The organism is Arthrobacter sp. BC5, assembly GCF_056680255.1.
In genome coordinates this window covers 146305-166753 of sequence record NZ_JBWXPX010000002.1, presented here as the reverse complement: position 1 = coordinate 166753, position 20449 = coordinate 146305, and the positions used below count along the sequence as shown (strand labels likewise).

The 20449-nt window shown below is 62.7% G+C and carries 22 protein-coding genes; 4 read left to right on the top strand and 18 right to left on the bottom strand.

Annotation, left to right across the window (positions count from 1 at the left end):
* Positions 1-38: 38 nt before the first annotated feature.
* Together AC1MFI_RS18370 and AC1MFI_RS18365 are read right to left on the bottom strand one after the other, a co-directional pair.
* On the bottom strand, positions 39-527 hold the full coding sequence (locus AC1MFI_RS18370) for a hypothetical protein (protein WP_479821158.1): 489 nt from the start codon (positions 525-527) through the stop codon (positions 39-41).
* A gap of 142 nt (positions 528-669) precedes the next feature.
* Positions 670-1890 carry an IS110 family RNA-guided transposase gene (locus AC1MFI_RS18365; RefSeq protein ID WP_479817666.1) on the bottom strand — a complete coding sequence of 407 codons (1221 nt, stop codon included), beginning with the start codon at positions 1888-1890 and terminating at the stop codon, positions 670-672.
* A 423-nt stretch (positions 1891-2313) separates the two neighbouring features.
* On the opposite strand from AC1MFI_RS18365, the gene AC1MFI_RS18360 reads away from it, so the two are divergent.
* The gene (locus AC1MFI_RS18360) at positions 2314-4218 is read left to right on the top strand and encodes a hypothetical protein (RefSeq protein ID WP_479821157.1); all 1905 of its coding nucleotides are present in this window, start codon (positions 2314-2316) and stop codon (positions 4216-4218) included.
* A gap of 60 nt (positions 4219-4278) precedes the next feature.
* Here the strand turns inward: AC1MFI_RS18360 and AC1MFI_RS18355 are convergent, their stop codons facing one another.
* From AC1MFI_RS18355 to AC1MFI_RS18340, 4 genes are all read right to left on the bottom strand, one after another.
* On the bottom strand, positions 4279-4923 hold the full coding sequence (locus AC1MFI_RS18355) for an arsenate-mycothiol transferase ArsC (RefSeq protein ID WP_479821156.1): 645 nt from the start codon (positions 4921-4923) through the stop codon (positions 4279-4281).
* A 90-nt stretch (positions 4924-5013) separates the two neighbouring features.
* The gene (locus AC1MFI_RS18350; RefSeq protein ID WP_479821155.1) at positions 5014-6537 is read right to left on the bottom strand and encodes an FAD-dependent oxidoreductase; all 1524 of its coding nucleotides are present in this window, start codon (positions 6535-6537) and stop codon (positions 5014-5016) included.
* A complete protein-coding gene (gene trxB / locus AC1MFI_RS18345) occupies positions 6530-7528 on the bottom strand; it encodes a thioredoxin-disulfide reductase (RefSeq protein WP_479821154.1) in 999 nt (332 codons plus the stop codon). Before trxB ends, AC1MFI_RS18350 begins: the two co-directional genes overlap by 8 nt.
* Before the next feature lie 56 nt (positions 7529-7584).
* On the bottom strand, positions 7585-8052 hold the full coding sequence (locus tag AC1MFI_RS18340; protein ID WP_479821153.1) for an arsenate reductase ArsC: 468 nt from the start codon (positions 8050-8052) through the stop codon (positions 7585-7587).
* Between the two features lie 180 nt (positions 8053-8232).
* On the opposite strand from AC1MFI_RS18340, the gene AC1MFI_RS18335 reads away from it, so the two are divergent.
* The 3 genes from AC1MFI_RS18335 (at position 8233) to AC1MFI_RS18325 (ending at position 10868) form a co-directional block, all read left to right on the top strand.
* Positions 8233-8634 carry an ArsR/SmtB family transcription factor gene (locus AC1MFI_RS18335; RefSeq protein WP_479821151.1) on the top strand — a complete coding sequence of 134 codons (402 nt, stop codon included), beginning with the start codon at positions 8233-8235 and terminating at the stop codon, positions 8632-8634.
* Positions 8635-8737: 103 nt separating this feature from the next.
* A complete protein-coding gene (locus tag AC1MFI_RS18330; protein WP_479821149.1) occupies positions 8738-9160 on the top strand; it encodes an arsenate-mycothiol transferase ArsC in 423 nt (140 codons plus the stop codon).
* 169 nt (positions 9161-9329) lie between these two features.
* Positions 9330-10868 (top strand): arsenic transporter, encoded by a 1539-nt coding sequence (locus AC1MFI_RS18325; protein ID WP_479821287.1) that lies wholly within the window; start codon positions 9330-9332, stop codon positions 10866-10868.
* Positions 10869-10951: 83 nt separating this feature from the next.
* On the opposite strand, the gene AC1MFI_RS18320 is transcribed toward AC1MFI_RS18325, so the two are convergent.
* From AC1MFI_RS18320 to AC1MFI_RS18265, 12 genes are all read right to left on the bottom strand, one after another.
* Positions 10952-11845 (bottom strand): hypothetical protein, encoded by an 894-nt coding sequence (locus AC1MFI_RS18320; RefSeq protein WP_479821148.1) that lies wholly within the window; start codon positions 11843-11845, stop codon positions 10952-10954.
* Positions 11846-12067: 222 nt separating this feature from the next.
* Positions 12068-12463, bottom strand: a complete 396-nt coding sequence (locus AC1MFI_RS18315; protein ID WP_479821146.1) for a hypothetical protein — start codon at positions 12461-12463, stop codon at positions 12068-12070.
* A gap of 113 nt (positions 12464-12576) precedes the next feature.
* On the bottom strand, positions 12577-12879 hold the full coding sequence (locus AC1MFI_RS18310) for a hypothetical protein (protein ID WP_479821144.1): 303 nt from the start codon (positions 12877-12879) through the stop codon (positions 12577-12579).
* A 10-nt stretch (positions 12880-12889) separates the two neighbouring features.
* On the bottom strand, positions 12890-13552 hold the full coding sequence (locus tag AC1MFI_RS18305; RefSeq protein WP_479821142.1) for a recombinase family protein: 663 nt from the start codon (positions 13550-13552) through the stop codon (positions 12890-12892).
* Positions 13553-13692: 140 nt separating this feature from the next.
* Positions 13693-14598 (bottom strand): AAA family ATPase, encoded by a 906-nt coding sequence (locus AC1MFI_RS18300; RefSeq protein ID WP_019483745.1) that lies wholly within the window; start codon positions 14596-14598, stop codon positions 13693-13695.
* On the bottom strand, positions 14585-15859 hold the full coding sequence (locus tag AC1MFI_RS18295; RefSeq protein ID WP_479821066.1) for a transposase: 1275 nt from the start codon (positions 15857-15859) through the stop codon (positions 14585-14587). The genes AC1MFI_RS18300 and AC1MFI_RS18295 overlap by 14 nt, the downstream gene beginning before the upstream one ends.
* A 219-nt stretch (positions 15860-16078) precedes the next feature.
* Positions 16079-16642: a recombinase family protein gene (locus tag AC1MFI_RS18290; RefSeq protein WP_024475803.1), complete on the bottom strand. Its 564-nt coding sequence runs from the start codon at positions 16640-16642 to the stop codon at positions 16079-16081.
* Between the two features lie 253 nt (positions 16643-16895).
* Positions 16896-17468: a hypothetical protein gene (locus tag AC1MFI_RS18285; protein WP_019483742.1), complete on the bottom strand. Its 573-nt coding sequence runs from the start codon at positions 17466-17468 to the stop codon at positions 16896-16898.
* 1150 nt (positions 17469-18618) lie between these two features.
* Positions 18619-18951, bottom strand: coding sequence for a DUF3040 domain-containing protein (locus tag AC1MFI_RS18280; protein ID WP_084442800.1), 333 nt, complete (start codon positions 18949-18951; stop codon positions 18619-18621).
* Between the two features lie 186 nt (positions 18952-19137).
* Positions 19138-19605 (bottom strand): succinate dehydrogenase hydrophobic membrane anchor subunit, encoded by a 468-nt coding sequence (locus AC1MFI_RS18275; protein WP_019483739.1) that lies wholly within the window; start codon positions 19603-19605, stop codon positions 19138-19140.
* Positions 19602-20186 carry a dTMP kinase gene (locus AC1MFI_RS18270; protein WP_019483738.1) on the bottom strand — a complete coding sequence of 195 codons (585 nt, stop codon included), beginning with the start codon at positions 20184-20186 and terminating at the stop codon, positions 19602-19604. The genes AC1MFI_RS18275 and AC1MFI_RS18270 overlap by 4 nt, the downstream gene beginning before the upstream one ends.
* Complete coding sequence (locus AC1MFI_RS18265) at positions 20183-20398, bottom strand: hypothetical protein (protein ID WP_019483737.1); 216 nt, start codon at positions 20396-20398, stop codon at positions 20183-20185. The genes AC1MFI_RS18270 and AC1MFI_RS18265 overlap by 4 nt, the downstream gene beginning before the upstream one ends.
* Between the last annotated feature and the right edge of the window lie 51 nt (positions 20399-20449).

The window sequence follows — 20449 nt, the reverse complement described above, 5'->3', positions numbered from 1 at the left end:
GAAAGGTTTCACCCGTCGTGCCTGGCGAATGACGATGACTAGGGTGCGGGTGGTGTGTCGATCGCTTTCAAGTGCCTGTTCGCGGCGTAAGCGGCGAACGTGACTAGCAACGGGAAAGCGATGAGGACGATGGGCCTGGGATCGTTAAGCGCGACGTACGCCACACCCACCCATGCAAGTGTCGCCGCGTAGTAGACAGGAACCATCAGGCTCGCACCCAGCGTCAACGTGGTTCCGTGTGGGAGCAAACCATCCACGCGTGCTCCAGTCGCAGCCTTGATGGTTGCCCTACCCTGCCGCCGTGTCGGCATGCTCGTCCTGGATGTGCGGCTCGCCCAGATAGCCGCAGCTGCGACGACTAACGGCACCCCCAGCAGCACGAAAACAAGCCCGTTCGGACTCACGACTAACATCGCCAGGACCCCGATCCACGTGACGACGGCTAGGAACCTCGTGACCACGGCGAGTTGATGGGCGACCTGTACTCGGTCTGGCAGGGCGATAGCGAGTTCATCGGTGTCTGACATGACGGCTCCTAGCCCTGCGAGTAGCGACGGAGATACTACTGGTGGGGATATCAGAGCACGTATTTCCTTATTCCGCCACGGATTCTCCCCTCAGCGCTCCTTCCACCTGAGCGAAACGATCAAGTTCCATACGCGATCGTCCTCAGAGTGCAGACGACAGTCTCGGGTGCAGCTCGTGCTGAGCTTCGTATTGCACGTTGTCGCGGAGCATGGCCCAAAGGACGTTGAGGCGGCGACGTGCCAGGCAGATGAGGGCCTGGGTATGCGATTTACCTTCGGCTCGCTTGCGGTCGTAGTACGTCCTGGAAGGTGGATTGCTTTTCAGGCTGGACATTGCTGATAGGTAAAAGACACGCATGAGCCGGCGATCGTAGCGTCGGGGACGGTGATTATTGCCGGAGATCCGGCCCGAATCTCTCGGGACCGGGGCGAGGCCCGCGACGCCGGCGAGGCGATCCGCGCCGTCAAACGCTGCCATGTCCCCGCCGGTCGCCCCGAGGAACTCGGCGCTCAGGACGGGCCCAAAACCCGGCATGCTCAGCAGGATGCTGGTGTGCCGGTGATCGAGAACCCGGGCACTGATCAGCGCATCAAGGTCCGCGAGCTCGCGTTCCAAATCAAGGACATCCTGGGCCAAGGCCGCGACCATCATTTCCCCGACCCGTTGTGCTGGCACCACGGTGTACTGGGACTTCGCTGCGGTCAGGGCCTTTTCAGCGACCAGGGCGCTGCTACGGGCACCGTGCTTCTTCAACCAGGCGTGTACCCGAGCCTCACCAGCTCGGCGCAGGGCCTCGGGTGTCCGGTACCGGGTCAGAAGCATCAGCGCGGCTTTGGACCGGCTGTAGTCAAAGGCCTGCTCGAGAGCGGGAAAGTACTCCAGCAACTGGGCGCGCAGCCGGTTGATAGCCCGCACACGATCGATTGCCTTGTCGGCTCGGCGGGAGGTCAGGATCCGCAAATCGACGCTCACCTCATCCCCCACCCGCAGGGGCTGTAGATCCCTGCGCATCCGCGCCTGGTCAGCGATCACCAGTGCGTCCTTCGCATCGGTCTTCCCATCACCGCGGTACGTCTTGGACGCGTGATGAACCGTGCGACCCGGGATGTAGAGCAGCCGCTGATCATGAACAGCCAGCAGGGCGATCAGCAATGCCGCTCCCCCATGGTTCAAGTCCGTCGCCCACACCACTTCACCCCCACCAGGATTACCGGTGAGGCCGGCGACGTCGGCGATCAGGTTCAGCAGGGCACTCTCGTCATTGGCGACCCGCTGCGAATACAGGCGGGTCCCGTCCGTGTCGATCACTACGCAATGGTGATGGGTCTTACCAGCATCTACACCAGCCCACAGCTGCGCCATCGCAGCCTCCAATCATCTCGGCATCCAGTAAAGCCCAGCAGATAACCGCGCCGTCGTGTCCTTATCCAGCGAGCTTCAGTCGCGTCTCTCAATCAGCGGTCGGGCCATCACGGGAACGGCAGGCGGCCAATCCTACGAAGCCGTCACGACAAGCGCCCGGCACAGCAGACAAAGCCATACCCACCACCCCTGGGTAGCCGAAACACTACAACTGCCCCGGAAACCACCCGCTCAACAACATAAGGACAGCAGCAAAAAAGACCCGGACGGGATGCGACGAAGGAGCAGCCTGGCCGGTGACAGGCCGGAGCGAAGCGAGAGGACCGTTCAGGGATTGAACAGCTAAGATCTCGCCCTACTTCATAGTTGAACAAGGACAGGAATCCATACTGGCTCGGACCCTATGCAGCCAAGGAAAATTTCATGATGATCGAATACAACATCAGTGACCATTGGTCGGACGACGATCCTGACTGGCCCAAATCGCTCGTATCCTCACTCGACCGTCGGCGGGGATTGAGTGCAATCCCTCCGCTCACTACTGTCCTGAGTGAGATCTCCGCATGGGTCCAACTAGCGAGTGGGATCGAGGCTTGGAAGCCACGTCCGAACCGGGCTTCATTACAGCTCGACCTGACCGAGTCCGTCGAAGCGGTAGGCCCAGCACTCAAGGCTCGCATTGCTGTGCCACTGGAGGCCTTTCGGGAATGTTTTGACCGTCTGACCGAGGGCGCGCGAGCGGTCCTTGAGCAGCCTCCTGGTACTCGTACTGGGCCCGTCTGGACTGATGTAGAGAGGACCGCAACTATCCTTCGGGAAGCGCTTCTTGAAGACGATGCAGTGCGCGCCAGTTGGGATGACCTCGTTGCAGCATCCAAGGATCGAAACCTGGTGCGACGGGAGTATCGCCCGATGGCTGAACTCCTGTTCGATCAAGTGCAACGACGCGGCGTGAATGCAGAGGAGGTCGCTAGCACCCTAGTTTCAGTAGTCGCGTTTGGACGTGATCCCGGTGATCTTCCATGGGTCGAGAACGACACCCCTTTCGATGACCGAGTCTCAAAGGCGCGCATCTATGTGGGGACGCCAGCTGACATTGAACCCACCGTGGTTTGGTTGGGTTATAAGGGAAAAATGCACGTGCATCTATCCGCCGGACGGGTCTCGTTCTATTCGGCCCAGTGGGCGATCCCGAACGCCGAGCCAGCGCCACACCGATGGGATTTTGCCCACAAAGAGGAACTTTGGGAGCTGATAAAGCACAGTCACATTTTCCGCATCTCGGATCGAATGGACGAAGAAGACGACATTGGCACCATTGTGCGCGTGGACCTGGGCGCGACCACCGGTGCGGGCGCGCTGGAGCGAGCCATAGAGATGGTTGACATCATCCTCAGCGTCTCGATACACCGCTCGGGAGGAATTCGTCCGCAGTTCGCGGAGCACGCGGTGCTCCGCTCAGGACAGCCCGCCACTGCGGGGCGGCGGGCTGTCCGCAACCACACTGGGTTCACTAATGACACCTGGGGAGCGAGTATGACTGCTGAAGCCATCACGGAACATGGCCCGCGGATAGCGGAGGCTCTTGCTCGCGAGAATCTACCCCGATTTCTGGTTGCGGCGATTCAAGTGCAGGCTGCAGCCGATCAACCATTCAGTCGAGACATGGCACTACGGAAGCCGTCAGAGGCGGACATCAGCAGCTTGATCCCACTCTCGGACCGCATCGTTCAGCACGTGGCTGCACATGCTGCAATGAGTCCAGACACCTTGTTCGTGCTCCTCGGTGAGCGGTGGGCTCACGCTCAATGGCTCACCGACCTTCATCGGGCTGTCAATATGTGCCTACTCGGTCTAAGCGGCGATCAGGACCTGCTCAATGAGCTGACAGGTAAGTGGATGTCTGATCATTCAGAGCAGCCTTGGATCTTACTTGTCGCTGATCGGTCTCAAGATTTCCTATCTCTCTGCCGCTTAGAGCACGAGCGCGCCTGGATAGGACGCATGTTCGCCAGCGTTAGTGATCACGCAATTTATGCACTCCTCATCGAGGACTACACCCGAGAGGGAACTGCGTTAGAAGCTCGTCGGCGTCGCGTCCGAAACGCGTTGGTTCATGGAAACCCTGCAAGCTTCGACATGGTGCAATCGGTTCGTGAGTATGCAGAGTTCCTAAGCGGCAGCGCACTCCACTTGGCGCTGGAGGCCTACGTAGATGGCATAGATCCCGCCACTGCTCTTGCGACTAGGACGGACGAACTGATCGCGATGCGAAGCGGAGAAGACGCGGCTAGCTATTGGCGGGAACGAGCTTCCGCACAGGAATAACATCACCACCGCGCCATCTGATGCACTCACTACATCCAGTCGGGTAGCACTGCAAAGGTGTTAGGTGACGAGTTGTGAGACGAGCGCTTCGACGCGGGTCCGCAAGGTGTCTCGGACGTCTCGGACTCCGTCGAGGTCCATGGTTGCCGGGTCGGAGATGCGCCAGTCCTCGTACTTCTTGCCCGGGTAGATGGGGCAGGTGTCTCCGCAGCCCTCACCGATGACGACGTCGGCTGCGCGGACGACGTCATCGGTGAGGGGTTTGGGGAATTCCTCGCCGAGGCTGAGCCCGATTTCGTTCATGGCGGTGACTACGTTCTCGTCGAGGTGCTCGGCGGGCATGGAGCCTGCTGAGCGGACGTTCACGGCGCCCTGGGTGAGGTCCTTAAGGAGGGCTGCGGCCATCTGGGATCGGCCGGCGTTCTGGACGCAGACGAAGAGGACTTCGGGGACTCCGCTGGGGCGTTTGCCTTGCGCGTGTGCGAGGGCGTTGAGCCGGTCGCGGGCGAATCGGCGGGTGATGATCGGCAGGTGGGTTTTGATCTTCGCTGTGCGGGCGAGGGCCGTGTAGGACTCGAAGACGTACCGTTCGACCATGTCGGGGCCGAACACGCCATCGAAGGAGGCGGCGAGCTCGTCGCAGATGCGGTGCAGGACGTGCTCGTGGGTGCCGGTGGGATCATCAGCTGGCGAGAGCGTGCTCATGGTGCTGTCCTTCCTGGTGCCTTGACCGGCAGGCGGATCCACCTGCCGGGTCCTGCCTCGCTTTTTCTGCCGGTATCGGTCCTTGGTAGGTCAGTAGTCGGGGTCGCCGGAGCGGCCGTGCGCGGTGCCGGTGGGGAATCCGATCATGACCAGTTGTGGCTCGGGCGCCGAGCAGCACCCGCCCGCATCAGCCTCAGTTGATTCGTCACTCATCGTCGTGGTTCCGCAGGACGCACCACCACTTTCACCGGTTCCACCGATTCCATCGGGCGTGATTGCGGCAGGAGTGTCGCAGGAGCCGCCGAGGTCGGTGCTGCAGACCCCGGTTTCGGGCAGGTCGAGCTGCAGGCGGGATGCGGCTTCGAGGTCGCCGGCGATTGCGGCGGTCACGGAGCGGACCTGCTCGTATCCGGTGGCGAGCAGGAACGTAGGTGCTCGACCGTAGGACTTCATCCCGACGAGATAAAAGTCCTTTTCCGGGTGAGCCAGCACGTCCGCGCCATGGGCGGGAACTGTTCCGCAGGAATGGAACTCCGGGTCGATCAGCGGTCCGAGGGCACGCGGTGCCTCCACGGCAGAGTCCAGTTCCAGGCGGAGTTCGCGCAGGATGTCGAGGTCCGGCCGGAACCCGGTCGCCGGCACGAGGACGTCGACGTCGATGGTGCGGGGCCCGTCCGGCATCGACGCGGTCACGGCCAGACCAGCATCGGTCGTCTCGAAGCTGGTGATGGTGAAGTTCGTGATGAGCTCGATGACACCGTCACCGACGAGGGTACGCAGGCGGCTGCCGAGCTGCCCGCGTGCAGGCAGGCCGTCGAGGTCCCCGCCACCGTAGAGCTTCTGCGCGGATCCACTCCCGCGCACGGCCCAGAGGATGCGGGTACCGGGCTCGTTCTTGGCGACCTGGCCGAGGTTGATGAGGGTGTTCGCCGCCGAGTGGCCGGCGCCGACAACCATGACGGTCTTACCCGCGAACCGGTCGCGTTCGGTTCCGACGACATCCGGCAGCGCTGTGGTGATGAACGCAGAGGCTTCGTTCTCACCGGGGGCAGCCAGTCCTGCCTGTCCGAGGGGGTTGGGCTGGTTCCAGGTGCCGGAGGCGTCGATGACGGCGCGGACCAGGTGATCCGTAGTGCCCTCGGGGCTGCTGACGCGGACGAGGAAGGGTGTGGTGTCGCGGTCCTTGGTGCGGGTCTTGTCCATACCGAGACGGGTGACCGCGGTAACGGTGCTCTTGAAGTGCAGAGTGTCCCTGATGGCGGGGATGGCGGCGAGAGGTTCGAGGTAGGCATCCACCAGTTCCCGCCCGTACGGGAGGGCGGTCTGACGGGGCTCGACCCAACCGGTGGGTTCCAGGAGGCGCCGGGCTGCGGGGTCGATGTTGTACTGCCAGGGCGAGAACAGGCGGATGTGTGCCCACTGACGGACCGCCGCCCCGACAGTGCCGCCCTGCTCGAACACGATCGGGGTCAGCCCCTGCTCGAGGAGGTTCGCGGCCGCGGAGAGCCCGGTCGGCCCGGCGCCGATGACGGCTACCGGTAGGTCGGTGAGCTCGGTGGAGCCGGTAGTGGCAGCTGAGGTGGCAGTTGATGGGGTGGGGGTGGTGTCAGACATGGGCGTTCTCCTCGATGAGAGCGGTGGCGATGCTGGGTGCGTCTTCGAGTGCTGCGAGGTAGCGTTCTGCGTCCAGGGCTGCGGCGCAGCCGGAGCCTGCTGCGGTGATTGCTTGCCGGTAGCGGTGGTCAACGGCGTCGCCGCAGGCGAAGACACCGGAAAGGTTCGTCAAGGTGGTGGGCGCGTCGACGACGATGTAGCCCTCGTCGTCGAGGGTGACCTGGCCTTGGACGAGGTCGGTGCGGGGCAGATGCCCGATGGCCACGAAGATCCCTGTCGCGCCCATTTCCCGGGTGTCGCCGGTGATGGTGTCGGTGAGGGTGACCCCGGTGACTTTCGCATCCCCGTGGATCGCGGTGATCGCACTGGTGTACGCGAAGCGGATCTTGTCGTTGTCCATAGCCCGCTGCGCCATGATCTTCGACGCCCGCAGCGCTGAGCCGCGGACGACGACGGTGACGGTGGCCGCGAAGCGGGTGAGGAACAGTGCTTCCTCCATCGCCGAGTCCCCGCCGCCGACAACGATGATGTCCTGGTTGCGGAAGAAGAACCCGTCACAGGTCGCGCACCACGACACTCCCCGGCCGGACAGGCGCTTCTCATCGGGTAGGCCGAGTTCCTTGTAGGCGGAGCCGGTGGCGAGGATCACCGCCGGCGTCTGATAGGTGTGACCGCTCAGGGTGGTGACGGTTTTCAGGTTCCCGGTGAGTTCAACGGTGGCGGCGTCGTCGTATTCGATGACGGCACCGAAGCGCTCGGCCTGCTGGCGGAGGTTCTCCATCAGCTCGGGTCCCTGGATACCGTCGGTGAACCCGGGGAAGTTCTCGACCTCCGTCGTATTCATCAGCGCACCTCCCGCCGTCACCGCGCCGGCGATGACCCTCGGGGCTAGACCCGCCCGGGCAGCGTAAATCGCCGCCGTGTACCCGGCAGGACCGGAGCCGACAATGATGATCTTTTCCTGCTGCAAGTCCTGCTGTGGGCCTGTCATAACGGTGCCTTTCGAATCCTGGAAACGCGGAGCGACGAGTGAAGCGAATGCGCGGGTCAGGCGCTCGGCGTACCGGTGCTGGCGCTGGTAGCGGGCAGGAGTTCGCTGATGAGCTGCTGGATGCGGCCCTTAATTTCGTCGCGGATCGGGCGGACGGACTCGACGCCCTTGCCGGCGGGGTCCTCGAGGACCCAGTCCTCGTACCTCTTGCCCGGGAAGTACGGGCACTCGTCTCCACAGCCCATCGTGACGACGACGTCGGAGGCCTCCACGGCTTCGGAGGTGAGGATCTTCGGGGTCTCGGCGGTGATGTCGATACCCTCCTCCTTCATGGCCTCGACAGCTGCAGGATTCACCTGGGCCGCGGGCTGGGAACCGGCGGACAGAACCTCGATACGTCCCTCGGACAGGTGGTTCAGGTACGCGGCGGCCATCTGCGAACGACCGGCATTATGGACGCAAACGAACAGGACCGACGGCTTCTTCTGATCGGTGGTCGCTACAGCTGCAAGTTCGGTGGTCATGGTGATCCTTCGGTCCTCGCTCTGTCCCGGCACTCCGGGCAGGCGTATTAGATGGTGACTAGGAGTCGAACGGCTCTCCGGCACTCGCTTATGCAGGCACCGGGGAGAGATTGACTGTCTTCGATATTGAGTATGCGGAGCTATATCGAAGATTGTCAATGTGCGGGTATGCTGAGTGGCATGACGACGATTTCCGAGCCTCGAACCGCGGCTGCAACCACGGAGCTCGCACCCAACAACAGGGTCGATTCCGTGGTTGATGAGGGTCCGTGCTGCGTGCCGTCCGGGGCGCCGGCGATGAGCGCGGAGCGGGCTGAGGCGTTGTCCAAGCAGTTCAAGGCGATTGCCGACCCGAACCGGTTGCGTCTGGTCTCTTTGATCTCGTCCAGCGCCGAGAACGAAGCCTGTGTGTGTGACCTCACCGAGCCGTTGAATCTCGGGCAGCCGACGGTGTCGCATCACCTGAAGATCCTCGTCGACGCCGGGATCCTGCACCGTGAGAAGCGCGGCGTGTGGGCGTACTTTTCCATCGTGCCCGGAGCCCTGGACGCCCTCGCCGGCGTCCTCACCGAACCCAAGTAGAACCCCCAGCCTCCCGGGTCCGCCTGGTTCCTGCTCGGTTCCTGCCTGGCCCCTGTCTGATTCCTGCTTTCCTCCCGTCCACTCAGAAGAAGTGAGTACCCCTGTGAGTTTCAAGGCCGACAAGCCCTCTGTCCTGTTCGTGTGCGTGAAGAACGGCGGCAAGTCCCAGATGGCCGCCGGCCTCATGGACAAGGTCGCCGGGGACTCCGTGACCACCGCTTCCGCCGGGTCGAAGCCCGGGTCTGCGGTCAACGACCTCTCCGCCCAGGTCCTGGCCGAGGTAGGGGTAGACATCACCCAGAACGTGCCCCGCCAGATCACCCGCGAGGACCAGGCGCAGGCGGACCTCGTAGTCATCCTCGGCCCTGAAGCGCAGGTCGACGAGGTCGAAGGCACCCTCTACGAGCGGTGGGAAACCGACGAGCCCAGCGAACGCGGCATCGCCGGCCTGGAGCGCATGCGTCTGGTCCGCGACGACATCCTCGACCGTGTCACCGCCCTCCACACCACCCTCACCACCCGCTAACCCACACCCCCACCTCTTCCCGCCCGGACGACAACGATCATGTTCGACTGCCGTCTTCGCCCAGCGCTCACCCCCAAGCCCGTCACGACCTCACCACGCACTCACAGGGTGAGCTCGTCCGCGCGATTCATCCTGCCCTCCTGTTAGGAGCCCCGCTGCTATGACTGCCATGACCGTGGTCGCTGTACTGATCTTCCTCGCCACCCTGACCCTGGTTATCTGGCAACCCAAAGGCCTCGGCATTGGCTGGTCCGCCCTGGGAGGTGCGGTCCTCGCGCTCCTCACAACTGTCGTGAGTCTCTCCGACATCCCGGTCGTGTGGGACATCGTCTGGAACGCGACGTTCGCGTTCGTCGCGATCGTCATCATCTCCCTCATCCTCGACGAATCAGGGTTCTTCAAATGGGCGGCCCTGCACGTCGCCCGATGGGGCAGGGGCAACGGACGTTTGCTGTTCACGCTCATCGTCCTGCTCGGAGCCGCGATCGCGGCGGTCTTCGCCAACGACGGGGCCGCGCTGATCCTCACCCCGATCGTCATCCAGATGCTCCTGGCCCTAAAATTCCCCGCCAAGGCATCTCTCGGGTTCGTCATCGCCTGCGGCTTCATCGCCGACGCCGGCAGCCTCCCCCTGGTCGTCTCCAACCTCGTCAACATCGTCACCGCAGACTTCTTCGACATCAGCTTCGCCCGCTACGCCGCCGTCATGGTCCCCGTCGGCATCGTCTCCGTCGCAGCGAGCCTCGGCGTCCTGCTCCTGTTCTTCCGCAAGGTCATCCCCCGCCACTACGACGTCGGCGTCCTCCAGGCACCCAAATCAGCTATTGCGGACCCCCTGACCTTCAAGACCGGCTGGATCATCCTCGGCGTCCTGCTCATCGGCTACTTCGCCGCCGAACCACTGCACATCCCACTGTCCGCCGTCGCCTGCCTCGGCGCACTGGTCCTCATGCTCGTCGCATCCCGCAAGCCAGCTTTCCTCTTTTCCCGCACCACAGCCCCTATGCCGGCTTCAGCAGTGCAGGCGGCGACGTCCGGAGCTGATGCTGCCGGTCGGGCGGCGAACCTCGACTACGAATCAGTCGGTGCAGCTCACCGCTCTACTGGTGGCACCGCGAACAGTGCTCACCCAGCCTTTGACATGAGCAGCTCGGACGTGAACCATGACGTGTCCCTCTCCTCAGCAGGTGGCGGCGCAGTAGCGCTCCCGAACGGACGGATCTCAGTCCCGCGGATCCTCCGTGAAGCGCCCTGGCAGATCGTCCTGTTCTCCATCGGCATGTACCTCGTCGTCTACGGTCTGCGAAACCAGGGCCTCACCGACGAACTCGCCGGCGTCTTCTCCGCCATCAGCAACAACGGTGTCCTCATCACCGCCCTCGGCGTCGGGGTCATCGTCGCAGTCCTCGCGTCCCTGATGAACAACATGCCCACCGTCCTCATCGCCTCCCTCGCCATCGGAGCCGCAGGAGCCACCGGCCTGACGCAGGAAGCGATGATCTACGCCAACGTCATCGGCTCCGACCTCGGCCCCAAGATCACACCCATCGGCAGCCTCGCCACCCTACTCTGGCTGCACGTCCTGGACCGCAAGGGAATCCACATCGGCTGGGGCCAGTACTTCCGCACCGGCATCGTCCTGACCATCCCCGTCCTCATCATCACCCTCCTCGCCCTCGCCGGCTGGCTCACCATCATCGGCGTCTGAACACCTTCACGCCTTTGGTAGCCGCTCTCCTGTACCGGTGCACTACCGAAGGCGTTCGAAGACGCGATGCAAGCCAGTGAGGTTCAGCTCCGGCTTTCCAGCCAAGCCCTAAGTTCGTTGCGAACCGCATTCACGTCTTTTTCGGCTGGCGCTGTGGGTTGGGAGCTACCGACATTTGAGCCCGGGCTGATACGGCGGCCCCCGGTCAGCACGGTCGCATCGGAATCGACCTTACGGCTGTCTATACCTACGAAAGCGGCGTCTGGTCTTCGCTGGGCGAGTATGGCGCTGAGGATTGGTGCTGCAGCGTTTGCAAGACAGTTAGTCACGCTGACCTCATCGGGTGCTTCCATTCTCCAATCCGCCTCGACAAACGGTGGGATCATGTCGCGCCGGGTTCCTGGAGGGATCTTGCCCGACCGTGACTGCGCCCCGTGCATCACGAGGTGAACCACGTCGTACAAGGAACGCGTCTCCGTCGACCAGTCGGGAGGGGAGAACTGTTGCGGATGATTCAGGAGTGCTCGAAATAGACGGGCAGACTCAAGTTCATGGAACGTCAATGCGCCAGCACTCAGATGCGCTGGGAGATCGGCGTGATACCTCTCCAACCAAGCCAGGAACGGCTTGTTGTCGGTGTAAGCGACACCGCCAAAAACCTTTGAGAAACGTCCTACTACCGACGAGAGGTGGGAAAGCGCACTGTAGTACGTGTCGAAGTAGATCTTTGTCGAGGAATAGAGCCGACGCCTCTGCAGATCATTCGGGCGCTGTCGGCCGGTCTGCGGGTCAGTGTCGAAGCCCGACCGCAGTTGGTCTACGTCATCGCGCCGTTCGATCAGGTGCTCAATCTCCTCGAAAAATCCGCGAAGGGCCTGGCCTTCATACCGGTTGAAATGGAGCTTCCCGAACGCATCACTCCACGCTGCAACGGTTGCTAAATCAAGTACGCGCTCAATGCGTTTTCTGTGCTCCATGTCTCGAGATTAGGCTCCATCTCCATCGATAGGACCGAGAAGGGCTGCAGCACGGTCTGCGCCAGCACTAACGACATCAGGTGGAGCGGAGAGGTTGTTCTTCGAACGACCGACCATAGGACATCCAGAAGTAGATGCATCCGGAGCGGTAGTCGCGTCACATGAACCGTGTCCGGAAGCTGTGTACGGCGAGCAACCTTGATAGCGCAGATCAGGTAAGCCCTAGAACAGGGTTGGGGCTTCGGGGTCGATGCCGGTGAGCAGGGGTCGGATGATCGGTTCGTTCCATCCGTGCTCGAGGAGGGCTGTGCGCAGTTCAACGGATTGGGCTCGGAACTGGGCGCGGCCGACACCGCGCCACCGGAAGGTCGAGGCGTTGGCATGCCGGCCCTTCTGGGACCGGTCAAGCATGTTCAACGCCTGAGTACCGGGCAGCAGGTGAGTTTCCGTCCCGGTGCTGACATGCACGCACAGCGGCACGTTGCAGACATGCATGAGCGTGATTCCGGGGTGCAGGGTCTCTCCGGTGAGGTGTTCGTAGGCGTAGCGTTGCGGCCGCAGGGCGCGTTGCTCACCGTCCCTCGTCACCCAAAACCGTCCGTAGCCGTCGTCGGCCACGGCGCCGGTCCAGATCCAGCAGTCATGCGGCCGCGGGCCTTTGACGACTTTCTCCCAGAACCGGTCAGCCTCTCCCCTGCGCTGCCCCATCGCCGGCTACCCCTGCCAGGACGTCATCGGACGCGGGCGAGTCGGCGGACGATCGGCCGGCGGCCTTCCATCCGCACCACACCGGCGATCACCAGCACAGCTGCGGCGGTGATCATCAGCTGTCCCCACCACGGTGCGCCGGCCGCGGTGGCAACGAACCACGATGAGAAGAACCACAGGCCGACGGCCAACGCGCCAGCGACCTGGTTGCGCATGCGCGCAGGGATCGGCAACAACAGCAGGGGAAGTCGGATGAGTGCACGGACGAACAGGTAGCTGTAGCGGATGCTTGAGGTGAGCAACCAGCGGATGATTCTGATCATCATGTTCTCCTGGTCACTGTTGGCCTTGTCGTGCTGATGCCGTTGCCTCCGAGATCACAGCGACAACCTCTCCCCCAGCTGCCTTCACTCTCGGCCTTCGGCCCTTCGCTGGAGTTGCGTCATCGCGTCTCAGCGTCCGATAGATGGTGGTTCTGCTGACACCGAGGATTTGACCGATCTGTTCAACCGTCATGTCCTGCTGCTCGTACATTCGCCTGGCGGCGGTGGCCTGCTGAGAACTGAGTCGAGGTGGCCGTCCACCGGTGCGGCCTCGAGCGCGCGCTGCCGCAAGGCCGGCGTTGGTGCGCTCTCTAATGAGGTCTCGTTCGAACTCGGCGAGGGCGGCGAAGACGTGGAAGACCAAGCGTCCGCCGGGCGATGTTGTGTCGATGGTTTCCTGCAGGGACTTGAACCCGATGTCCCTATTCTGCAGCGCTGTGAGCTGGTCGATGAGGTGGCGGATGGAGCGGCCGAGCCGGTCGAGCCGCCATACGACGAGAGTGTCCCCCGGTCGTAGCTGATCCAGAAGCTTGGTGAGCTCCGGCCTCTGGTTCAGAGATCCCGAAATGGTGTCGACGAAGACCCGATAACAACCGGCAGCGTTCAGCGCGTCGACCTGTAGCGAGGCGTCCTGATCAGTTGTCGACACTCGCGCGTAGCCCAAAAGGTGTCCCATGCCCTCCAATGTAGCGGAACTCACCGCACACGCGTCGAATCGATACATAGATACTGGCACTGAGTATCGCTACATGAATTGGGGCTTTAGAGCTGCTTCGATGTGAATCGCAGCGGTAAGTGGCGTTGTTTGCGCGGAATTCAGTGGCCGATGAGGAGTGCTTCGCGGGCGGCGTCGACAACCTCGGGGGTGAGTGTGTCGAGGTTGTTGAGGGCCTGGATGCGTTGGATTTGGGTGATGAGTCGATCAACGAGGCGGAAGTTCCCGGCGGTGATGCGGACGATGGTCGCGATCGCGGTGGTTTGTGCGAGGGGGTCGGTTGTTGTGGTGCTGGCGGGGAGTCGTTGGGTGAGGACGGCGGTGAGCTCCTCTGGGGTGAGTGGTCGGTATTCGTGGGCGAATCCGATGCGGCTGTAGAGCTGGGGGTAGCGGGCGAGTCTTTTCTCGATGCCGGGCATCCCGATGAGGATGACGCCCATGTGGTGGCGGTCGAAGTAGTCGCGGACTTGTTCGAGGCCAGTGGCCTTGAGCCGGTCAGCTTCATCGATGATGAGGAGTTCGGTGCGGCCACTCGATCGGGATTCGGTGTGGACGTAGGGGTCGACGACGCCGTGTTCGGCGTAGTCGACTGCGAAGGAGATCTGTTGGCAGGCTTTCGGGAGGCCGGTGTCGATTTGCCGGACGGTGGCGGCGACGGTGGGGGTGAAGAACGCTGTGCGCGCTTGGAGGACCGCGGGCGGCACGGGGCCGAGCTGGTCGGCGAACAGGGTGTGCCATTGTTCCCAGTCGTCGGCGGCTGCGTAGTGCCGGGCGGAAAGGGTTTTGCCGATGCCGGGCGGTCCCCAGCACAGCCCGATGTAGCGGTGGGTTCGGACGGCGTCGGCGAACTCGGTGAAGCGGCGGTGCTCCCTGGTACTGAGGAAAGGGGGACGGGTCGGTAGTGGTGGGGCGTCGTCGTTGACCTCGGCGAAGTCGCCGGTCAGGAAGCGGCGGCCGTCGTCATCTTTGCCGAAGAGGACTGTGTGCTTGGCGTTAGTCGGTCGCATAGAGACGCAATCTGTTCTGTCGGGGAGCTACCTCTACGGGCGGCGGCGCTGGAGTGGATTCCGCGTCGCTCGAGTCGGTCAGCCCGGTCAGGTGTGATGGATCGATCGGTGTGTAGCGGGTGTCGGTAGGGAGCGCGTCAGCGAGACTGCGGCGTTGCTGGAGTTGCTGTTTGAGCTCACGCCGGCGCGTGGCGCGGGCAGCCCGGAGCTCCTCTAGGGAGACGTGTTCGGCGGCGAGCTCGGGGGCGATAGCGCGGCAGAGGTACTCGTTGTTGAAGTAGACGCGGATTTCGCCGACGTCGCGGGGGGTGAAGCGCACGGTGACATGCTCACCGACATAGGCGGCGAGGATGGGTGAGATGTATCGGGTGGAGGCGAACTGCACGCCGTCGCGCTGCACTTTCCGGGTGGCAGCTGCAGTGAGGAGGAGCAGGTCTAGGTCTTCGGGCCGGGCGGGGCTGCGCGGGATGAAACCGGAGGAGGCCCAACGGTGTGCGGGTGTGTCGCCGGTCTGGGAGTGATTGCGCTGGTTGTACTCGGTGACGATGAAGCGTTCAAGGATCCCGTCGAGTTGCTCGAGATTCAGCGACGGCGGTGAGACGGGTTTCCCGTTCGTGCCGTGGGGGATGTACCCGGGCAGGTGGGGCAGCAACTCGGTGGTGATCGTGCCGTAGAAGCGTTCGATCTTCCCGCGGCCCTGCGGGACGCCGACCTGTGAGTGGATGAGCTGAATGTGGGTGTCGAGGCACACCTGTTCGAGTCGGGCGGAGGTGAAGTCGGAGCCGTGGTCGCTGTAGAGGACATCGGGCAGACCGGACACAGGCCAGGCGGGATGCGTCTTGCGGTTCACGGCCTGATGCAGTGCCAGGGCGGTCTGCTCGGCAGTCGGGGCACCGAGGAACACGGTATAGCCGGCGACAGCACGCGAGTAGTCATCGAGTACGACGGTCAGCCACGGCCGCGCCGGGTCGCCGGCCTTGTCGAGGATCATGACGTCCAGCAGCGTGTGATCGGCCTGCCACTGCTCGTTCGGGTGGTCCGCGGTGCGACGGAAGGCCAGTTCGAACCTGTCCCGGTATGCGGCGTCCCCGTGATGGGCGAGGGTCCGCAGGCCCGGGTCGATGCCGGCGATGATCGCCCGGACGGTGGAATAGCTGGGCGCCGGGAGCCCGCGGTCGCGGGCGATGTCGGCTACCCGCCGGTGGATGAAGGCTTTGCTGGGTTCGGGCCGGCGAAGCGCCAAACCCTCGATAGTTTCCACGAGCTCTGCGGGAAGCCGCCTTCTACCGCGGTCACGCCGACGGGCTGGCCGGAGGCTGGTCGACGATGGATCGGTCCGGTACGTGCTGGCCCAACGGCTCAATGTCCGTAACGGAACCCCCGACTCCGCGGCGACACGGGTCCACGGAACGCCCTGGTCGTGCTGGCGCAGCAGGTCGATCTTGTCATGGACGCTGCGCCGCACCTCGGTCGTCCGCCTCTATGCCCTGACGTCTTCGCCGAGATGGCGGTAGATCGTCCCACGCGAGACCCCGAACGTCTCCGCGATCTGCTGCACCGTGTATGTCTTCTCGTCATACATGGCCCGCGCCTGACGGATCTTCGTCGTACTCATCTTGATCCGCCCACCACCTTTACGCCCGCGAGCCCGCGCTGCAGCCAGGCCGTCCTTCGTACGCTCCACGATGAGATCGTGCTCGAACTCCGCGATCGCCGCGAGCATATGGAAAAACAACCGCCCGCCCGGAGTCGTCGTATCAATACCCTGCGAAAGCGCCTTCAACCCGACGCCCCGCTTCTCGAGCCCATCCACGACTTCCTTCAGATTCCGTACCGACCTGCCAAGTCGGTCGAGCTTCGTCACGACCAGGGTGTCACCGGCACGCAGATAGTCCAGCGCGTCATCGAGGGCTGGCCGCTTCGCAAGAACGCCGGAGGCGTGTTCGATGAAGACCTTTTTGCACCCGGCAGCTTCGAGCACATCGGTCTGACCGTCGAGATTCTGCTCCCGGGTCGACACGCGCGCATAACCAACAGCTGCCATAGCCCGAAACTGTACCGCGAACGTCGGTGACAGTACATAGGTCTCGGACACGGCCCATGGAACACGACGCACCGTTCCGAGTCCTCTTGCTGTTAAGTGTCTTATGGACGGTCGTTCGCGGACGCTGGCCGCGAATTGCTCCGTATGAGCGTAAAGATCTGGATCCGCGGCTCAGGATGAATGAATTCCTCGGTGCCTCAACAGGGACGCCCTTCGCGTGGCTCTGTGCGCAGCAGTTTCGATGGCTTCGCCACTATCCGGTGACCAGAGCTTTGAGGAGGGCGGCTGCCAGGCATAGTGCGGCCAGGGCCAAGCCCAGGATGAAGGTCTGAGGAACTACCCGTTCGCTTCGAAGATGTGCTACTACCCATCCCAGGCTGCCCAGTCGGACGACTGTGATGAGGATTGCCAGTTGCAGCGCAAACTCCGGGTCAATCCAGCCCACCAGTGCGGCGGTCATGAGAAGTGCGGGGCCGACCGCGGCTGATGCTATCGGTACTGCATGCCACGCCTCACGTTTGAGGTGCGACGTGGTTGCTTGGTCGGGTGCCGCTACCCGGATTCCGACGTGTTCGGCCAGCACGTGTGCGATGAAGGTTGAAGCGCCAGTGCCGATGATGTAGGTCAGAGCTTTGAAGGTGAGTAGGTCCTGTGGGTACAACGCGATAAGCGCAGCAAGGATCAGAATGTCCCCGTACACGAAAGCTGTGATCCTGCCCGAGGCGTCTTCCCTGCTGAGCGGCCGCTTCGAACGCAGGTGGAAAAGCTGATAGACCGAATCCCGGACAAAACGATATGTAGACCTCTTCAGGTGGTCCTGGTTCACAAACTGCTTCGCTCTCTCGTGTGTGGTGTCACGCGTGTGTCGACGCGATCGCCGAACGTCAGTGCACCGGAACCCGCCCTGCGTCGTCTGCCGTGCAGAAAGGGTTGTGGAAGACGCGATGGACGCATATCGCGTGGTCTCGCTGTTGATCTCCAGAATCCTGCCAAAGGCAGTGATGTAGAAGCGCAGCGGGTGCGACAGGTCTGAGGACAGATGAGTTAGGGCATATAGGGAGCGTAGTACGGTAGGGAGTCATCAAGGACAGGCACCAGTACGGTGAAGGAACCGCCCGCGTGAGTGACGGTCATTGGCACTACTGACCCTGCATCAGCGCCGGCTCGCTCAAAGATAAGCGGACCCGCACTCTCGAGACGAACCGAGTTCCTGCCGCGGACTAACATCCTTTCGGCTTCTCCCGCCACGGTGATCTCGAGCATAAGGTCCTTATTACCATCGTTGATGATGGTGCCCAGAACACGCCCAGGCTCCTCGGCGGACTCGCCAACAATCAGAATGTTCTGCAATCGGACGTTTCCGCTTGATTCGTGCACTCCGTTACTGGAGGAGTCTTTCATCCCTGTACCAATTGGGTTCGTGAACGAGCACCCACACAACGTCATTCCGAGCACTACAACACCGCCGATCGTTACAGCAGACTTAGCTCTTGTTCTCACCTGGGCTTGGAAGGCTCCTACACGCCGCGCTACGACCAAGGCATGATTGTGAGCTCGATTCCAAGGGCCAGGTAAAGGTGAACGCGGGTGCTGGGCCCTTGAGGTGGCGGCGGTCCATGTGCGGTCAGAACTGTTCACGCGAGCCTACTTCCAGTCAATTACTGCACCCGCTGGAGGTCTATCCCAGCCGCAGCATGCAGTCCTGTCCGCCGAAGAGTGCAGGGACTCTCGTTGCGACAACGAACTGGATATGGGGATGCTTCCCTCCATTACAATAAGTAAAGCAAACTTCACCTATTGTGGCTAGGGCCGCCGGCCAAGCTCACTCCAGGCCGTGGCCGTGGCAGTGCAGGTGCTGCGTTTCGCCTGTCTACTGTTCGTGCGTCGGACCCTGTGTTCTGAGTCGCTCCCAGCAGTACGGACGGCGACGGATCAGGCAGCGTACTGACATGAAGGTATCGTCCAGCTCGACCTTCTTAAAGGGGCTTCGTACTCGACTGCGGACCCGACGGACGTGTCGGACCCGGCGGTGATGTGTCCCTTTGTTCTGGTGGAGGCGGTGGTGTTCCTACGATGCCGCCGGCGACCATGATGACGAAACCGGCGACACCTATAGCTGGGGCGGACAGTGCTATGGAGGTGATCACGGTGAGCATCCCTACGACGATCATGATGAACGCTGCTTTGCGACGTCGTGGGGGGTGCGGGAAATTTGGGTGTTGCAGGCGCGGGGCGCGCTCAGAATCCTCGATCGCGAAACGCAGTTCGAGCTCCTCGAACCGGGAGCGTTCTTCGTCCGATAGTGCCATGACAGATTTCTCCTTACAGGTGTATTGGACCGGTCGTTGTTGGCCTCAGCATCGAGTTGGGTGAGAAGTCGACCGGTGTTGGCGGCACGAGCGGTCACTTGGTTGCCGATCGGCTGCCTTCGGCGGTTTCCGTGATCGTTTACGGCTTCGTGACATGCACGGCCAGACCTTGTGCCGGTGAGAGTTCTAGGGTGGTCCGGCCGAGCACAGCGCGGGAAGCGTGCTCGGGGAAGCTCCGACGGGGCAGGGGTCGAAGGTGAAGATGACCAGGGAACCGAGTGCGATGATGACCGCGGTGCAGGTGTAGAGCACGGCTTTGAGCATCATGCGTGTCCGGGCGGTGTCGGTGTAGTCGTTGATGATGACGCGAAGCCCGTTGGTGCCGTGGAGCATGGCCAGCCAGAGCATGATCAGGTCGAACCATTGCCAGAAGGGGTGTGCCCATTTGCCGGCGACGAAGGCGAAGTCGATTTGGTTGATCCCGTCGCCGAGCACGAGGTTCACGAAGAGGTGCACGAAGATCAGCACGACCAGGAGGGCGCCGGACCAGCGCATGAAAAGCCATGCGATCAGCTCGAAGTTGCTTCCTGTCATCGATCGGCTGCGGGGTGCCCTGATGGGGGCCCTTGTGCCGTCGTTTCGGGGCGTGCTCATGAGGGGAGCCCCAGACCGCACACACCGAGTTCCTGCAGCATGGCCTCGACGAGTTGCCCGGCAGGGTTGCTGGCGTCGATGGTGATGAAGGACGGAAATTCTACGAGCTCCCGGTAGGCCTCGTCGAAGGCGTGGAGGTGCTCGAGGGTCTCGGTGTCCGCGGCCCGCCGTCGGATCCTGCTGTAGGCGATGTCGGGTGGCACGTCGAAGTAGAAGACGATGTCGGGGGTAGGCAGGGCCTTGGACAGGAAGGGCAGGAACCAGCCTGATTTCAGGCCCCTCGCTTGCCTCAATGCCGCCTGGCAGTACAGGTATCGGTCCATGATGACGACCCTGCTACCTGGCCGGGCGCGCAGGTGAGAGATGAGCACGTTAATGCAGCGGATACTCGTCTCGACAGTATCGAGCAGGCGCACCGGGGGCTTGATTTTCCGCCTACCACACCAGGCCGTGATGCTCCGCCGCCCAGAACTGTTCTTGGTGAAGACCGCAGGATACTCGGCCGCGCTAAGCTGCTGCGCGAGCATCTGCCCGGCCGTCGTCTTGCCCGCCCCGTCGATTCCGGTCAGAACGATGATCATGGTCCGCCACCGCCGCGCGGGTAGCGGAAGAGCGTAGGGACGGTAGAAACCAAAGCATTGATGCGCTGTTCCATGACCTGCAATGCGGCGTCCGCAGCGGTGTCAACAGTCTCGTCGATGCTCTCAGCGTTGCCCTGGCCTGCTTCACCCAGCCCTGATTCTCGTTCTGGTGATCGGTGATCAGACTGGAACAGGCGGCCCCCGTCGATCATGGCCTCTTTCCAATCCTCGTGTCCGCCGCTTCCTGCCCCTCGGAGACAAGG

Coding starts and splice junctions, on each gene's coding strand:
- AC1MFI_RS18370 (WP_479821158.1), bottom strand. CDS start 527: ATGTCAGACACCGATGAACTCGCTATCGCCCTGCCAGACCGAGTACAG.
- AC1MFI_RS18365 (WP_479817666.1), bottom strand. CDS start 1,890: ATGGCGCAGCTGTGGGCTGGTGTAGATGCTGGTAAGACCCATCACCAT.
- AC1MFI_RS18360 (WP_479821157.1), top strand. CDS start 2,314: ATGATGATCGAATACAACATCAGTGACCATTGGTCGGACGACGATCCT.
- AC1MFI_RS18355 (WP_479821156.1), bottom strand. CDS start 4,923: ATGAGCACGCTCTCGCCAGCTGATGATCCCACCGGCACCCACGAGCAC.
- AC1MFI_RS18350 (WP_479821155.1), bottom strand. CDS start 6,537: ATGTCTGACACCACCCCCACCCCATCAACTGCCACCTCAGCTGCCACT.
- trxB (WP_479821154.1), bottom strand. CDS start 7,528: ATGACAGGCCCACAGCAGGACTTGCAGCAGGAAAAGATCATCATTGTC.
- AC1MFI_RS18340 (WP_479821153.1), bottom strand. CDS start 8,052: ATGACCACCGAACTTGCAGCTGTAGCGACCACCGATCAGAAGAAGCCG.
- AC1MFI_RS18335 (WP_479821151.1), top strand. CDS start 8,233: ATGACGACGATTTCCGAGCCTCGAACCGCGGCTGCAACCACGGAGCTC.
- AC1MFI_RS18325 (WP_479821287.1), top strand. CDS start 9,330: ATGACCGTGGTCGCTGTACTGATCTTCCTCGCCACCCTGACCCTGGTT.
- AC1MFI_RS18320 (WP_479821148.1), bottom strand. CDS start 11,845: ATGGAGCACAGAAAACGCATTGAGCGCGTACTTGATTTAGCAACCGTT.
- AC1MFI_RS18310 (WP_479821144.1), bottom strand. CDS start 12,879: ATGATGATCAGAATCATCCGCTGGTTGCTCACCTCAAGCATCCGCTAC.
- AC1MFI_RS18305 (WP_479821142.1), bottom strand. CDS start 13,552: ATGGGACACCTTTTGGGCTACGCGCGAGTGTCGACAACTGATCAGGAC.
- AC1MFI_RS18300 (WP_019483745.1), bottom strand. CDS start 14,598: ATGCGACCGACTAACGCCAAGCACACAGTCCTCTTCGGCAAAGATGAC.
- AC1MFI_RS18290 (WP_024475803.1), bottom strand. CDS start 16,642: ATGGCAGCTGTTGGTTATGCGCGCGTGTCGACCCGGGAGCAGAATCTC.
- AC1MFI_RS18280 (WP_084442800.1), bottom strand. CDS start 18,951: ATGGCACTATCGGACGAAGAACGCTCCCGGTTCGAGGAGCTCGAACTG.
- AC1MFI_RS18275 (WP_019483739.1), bottom strand. CDS start 19,605: ATGAGCACGCCCCGAAACGACGGCACAAGGGCCCCCATCAGGGCACCC.
- AC1MFI_RS18270 (WP_019483738.1), bottom strand. CDS start 20,186: ATGATCATCGTTCTGACCGGAATCGACGGGGCGGGCAAGACGACGGCC.
- AC1MFI_RS18265 (WP_019483737.1), bottom strand. CDS start 20,398: ATGATCGACGGGGGCCGCCTGTTCCAGTCTGATCACCGATCACCAGAA.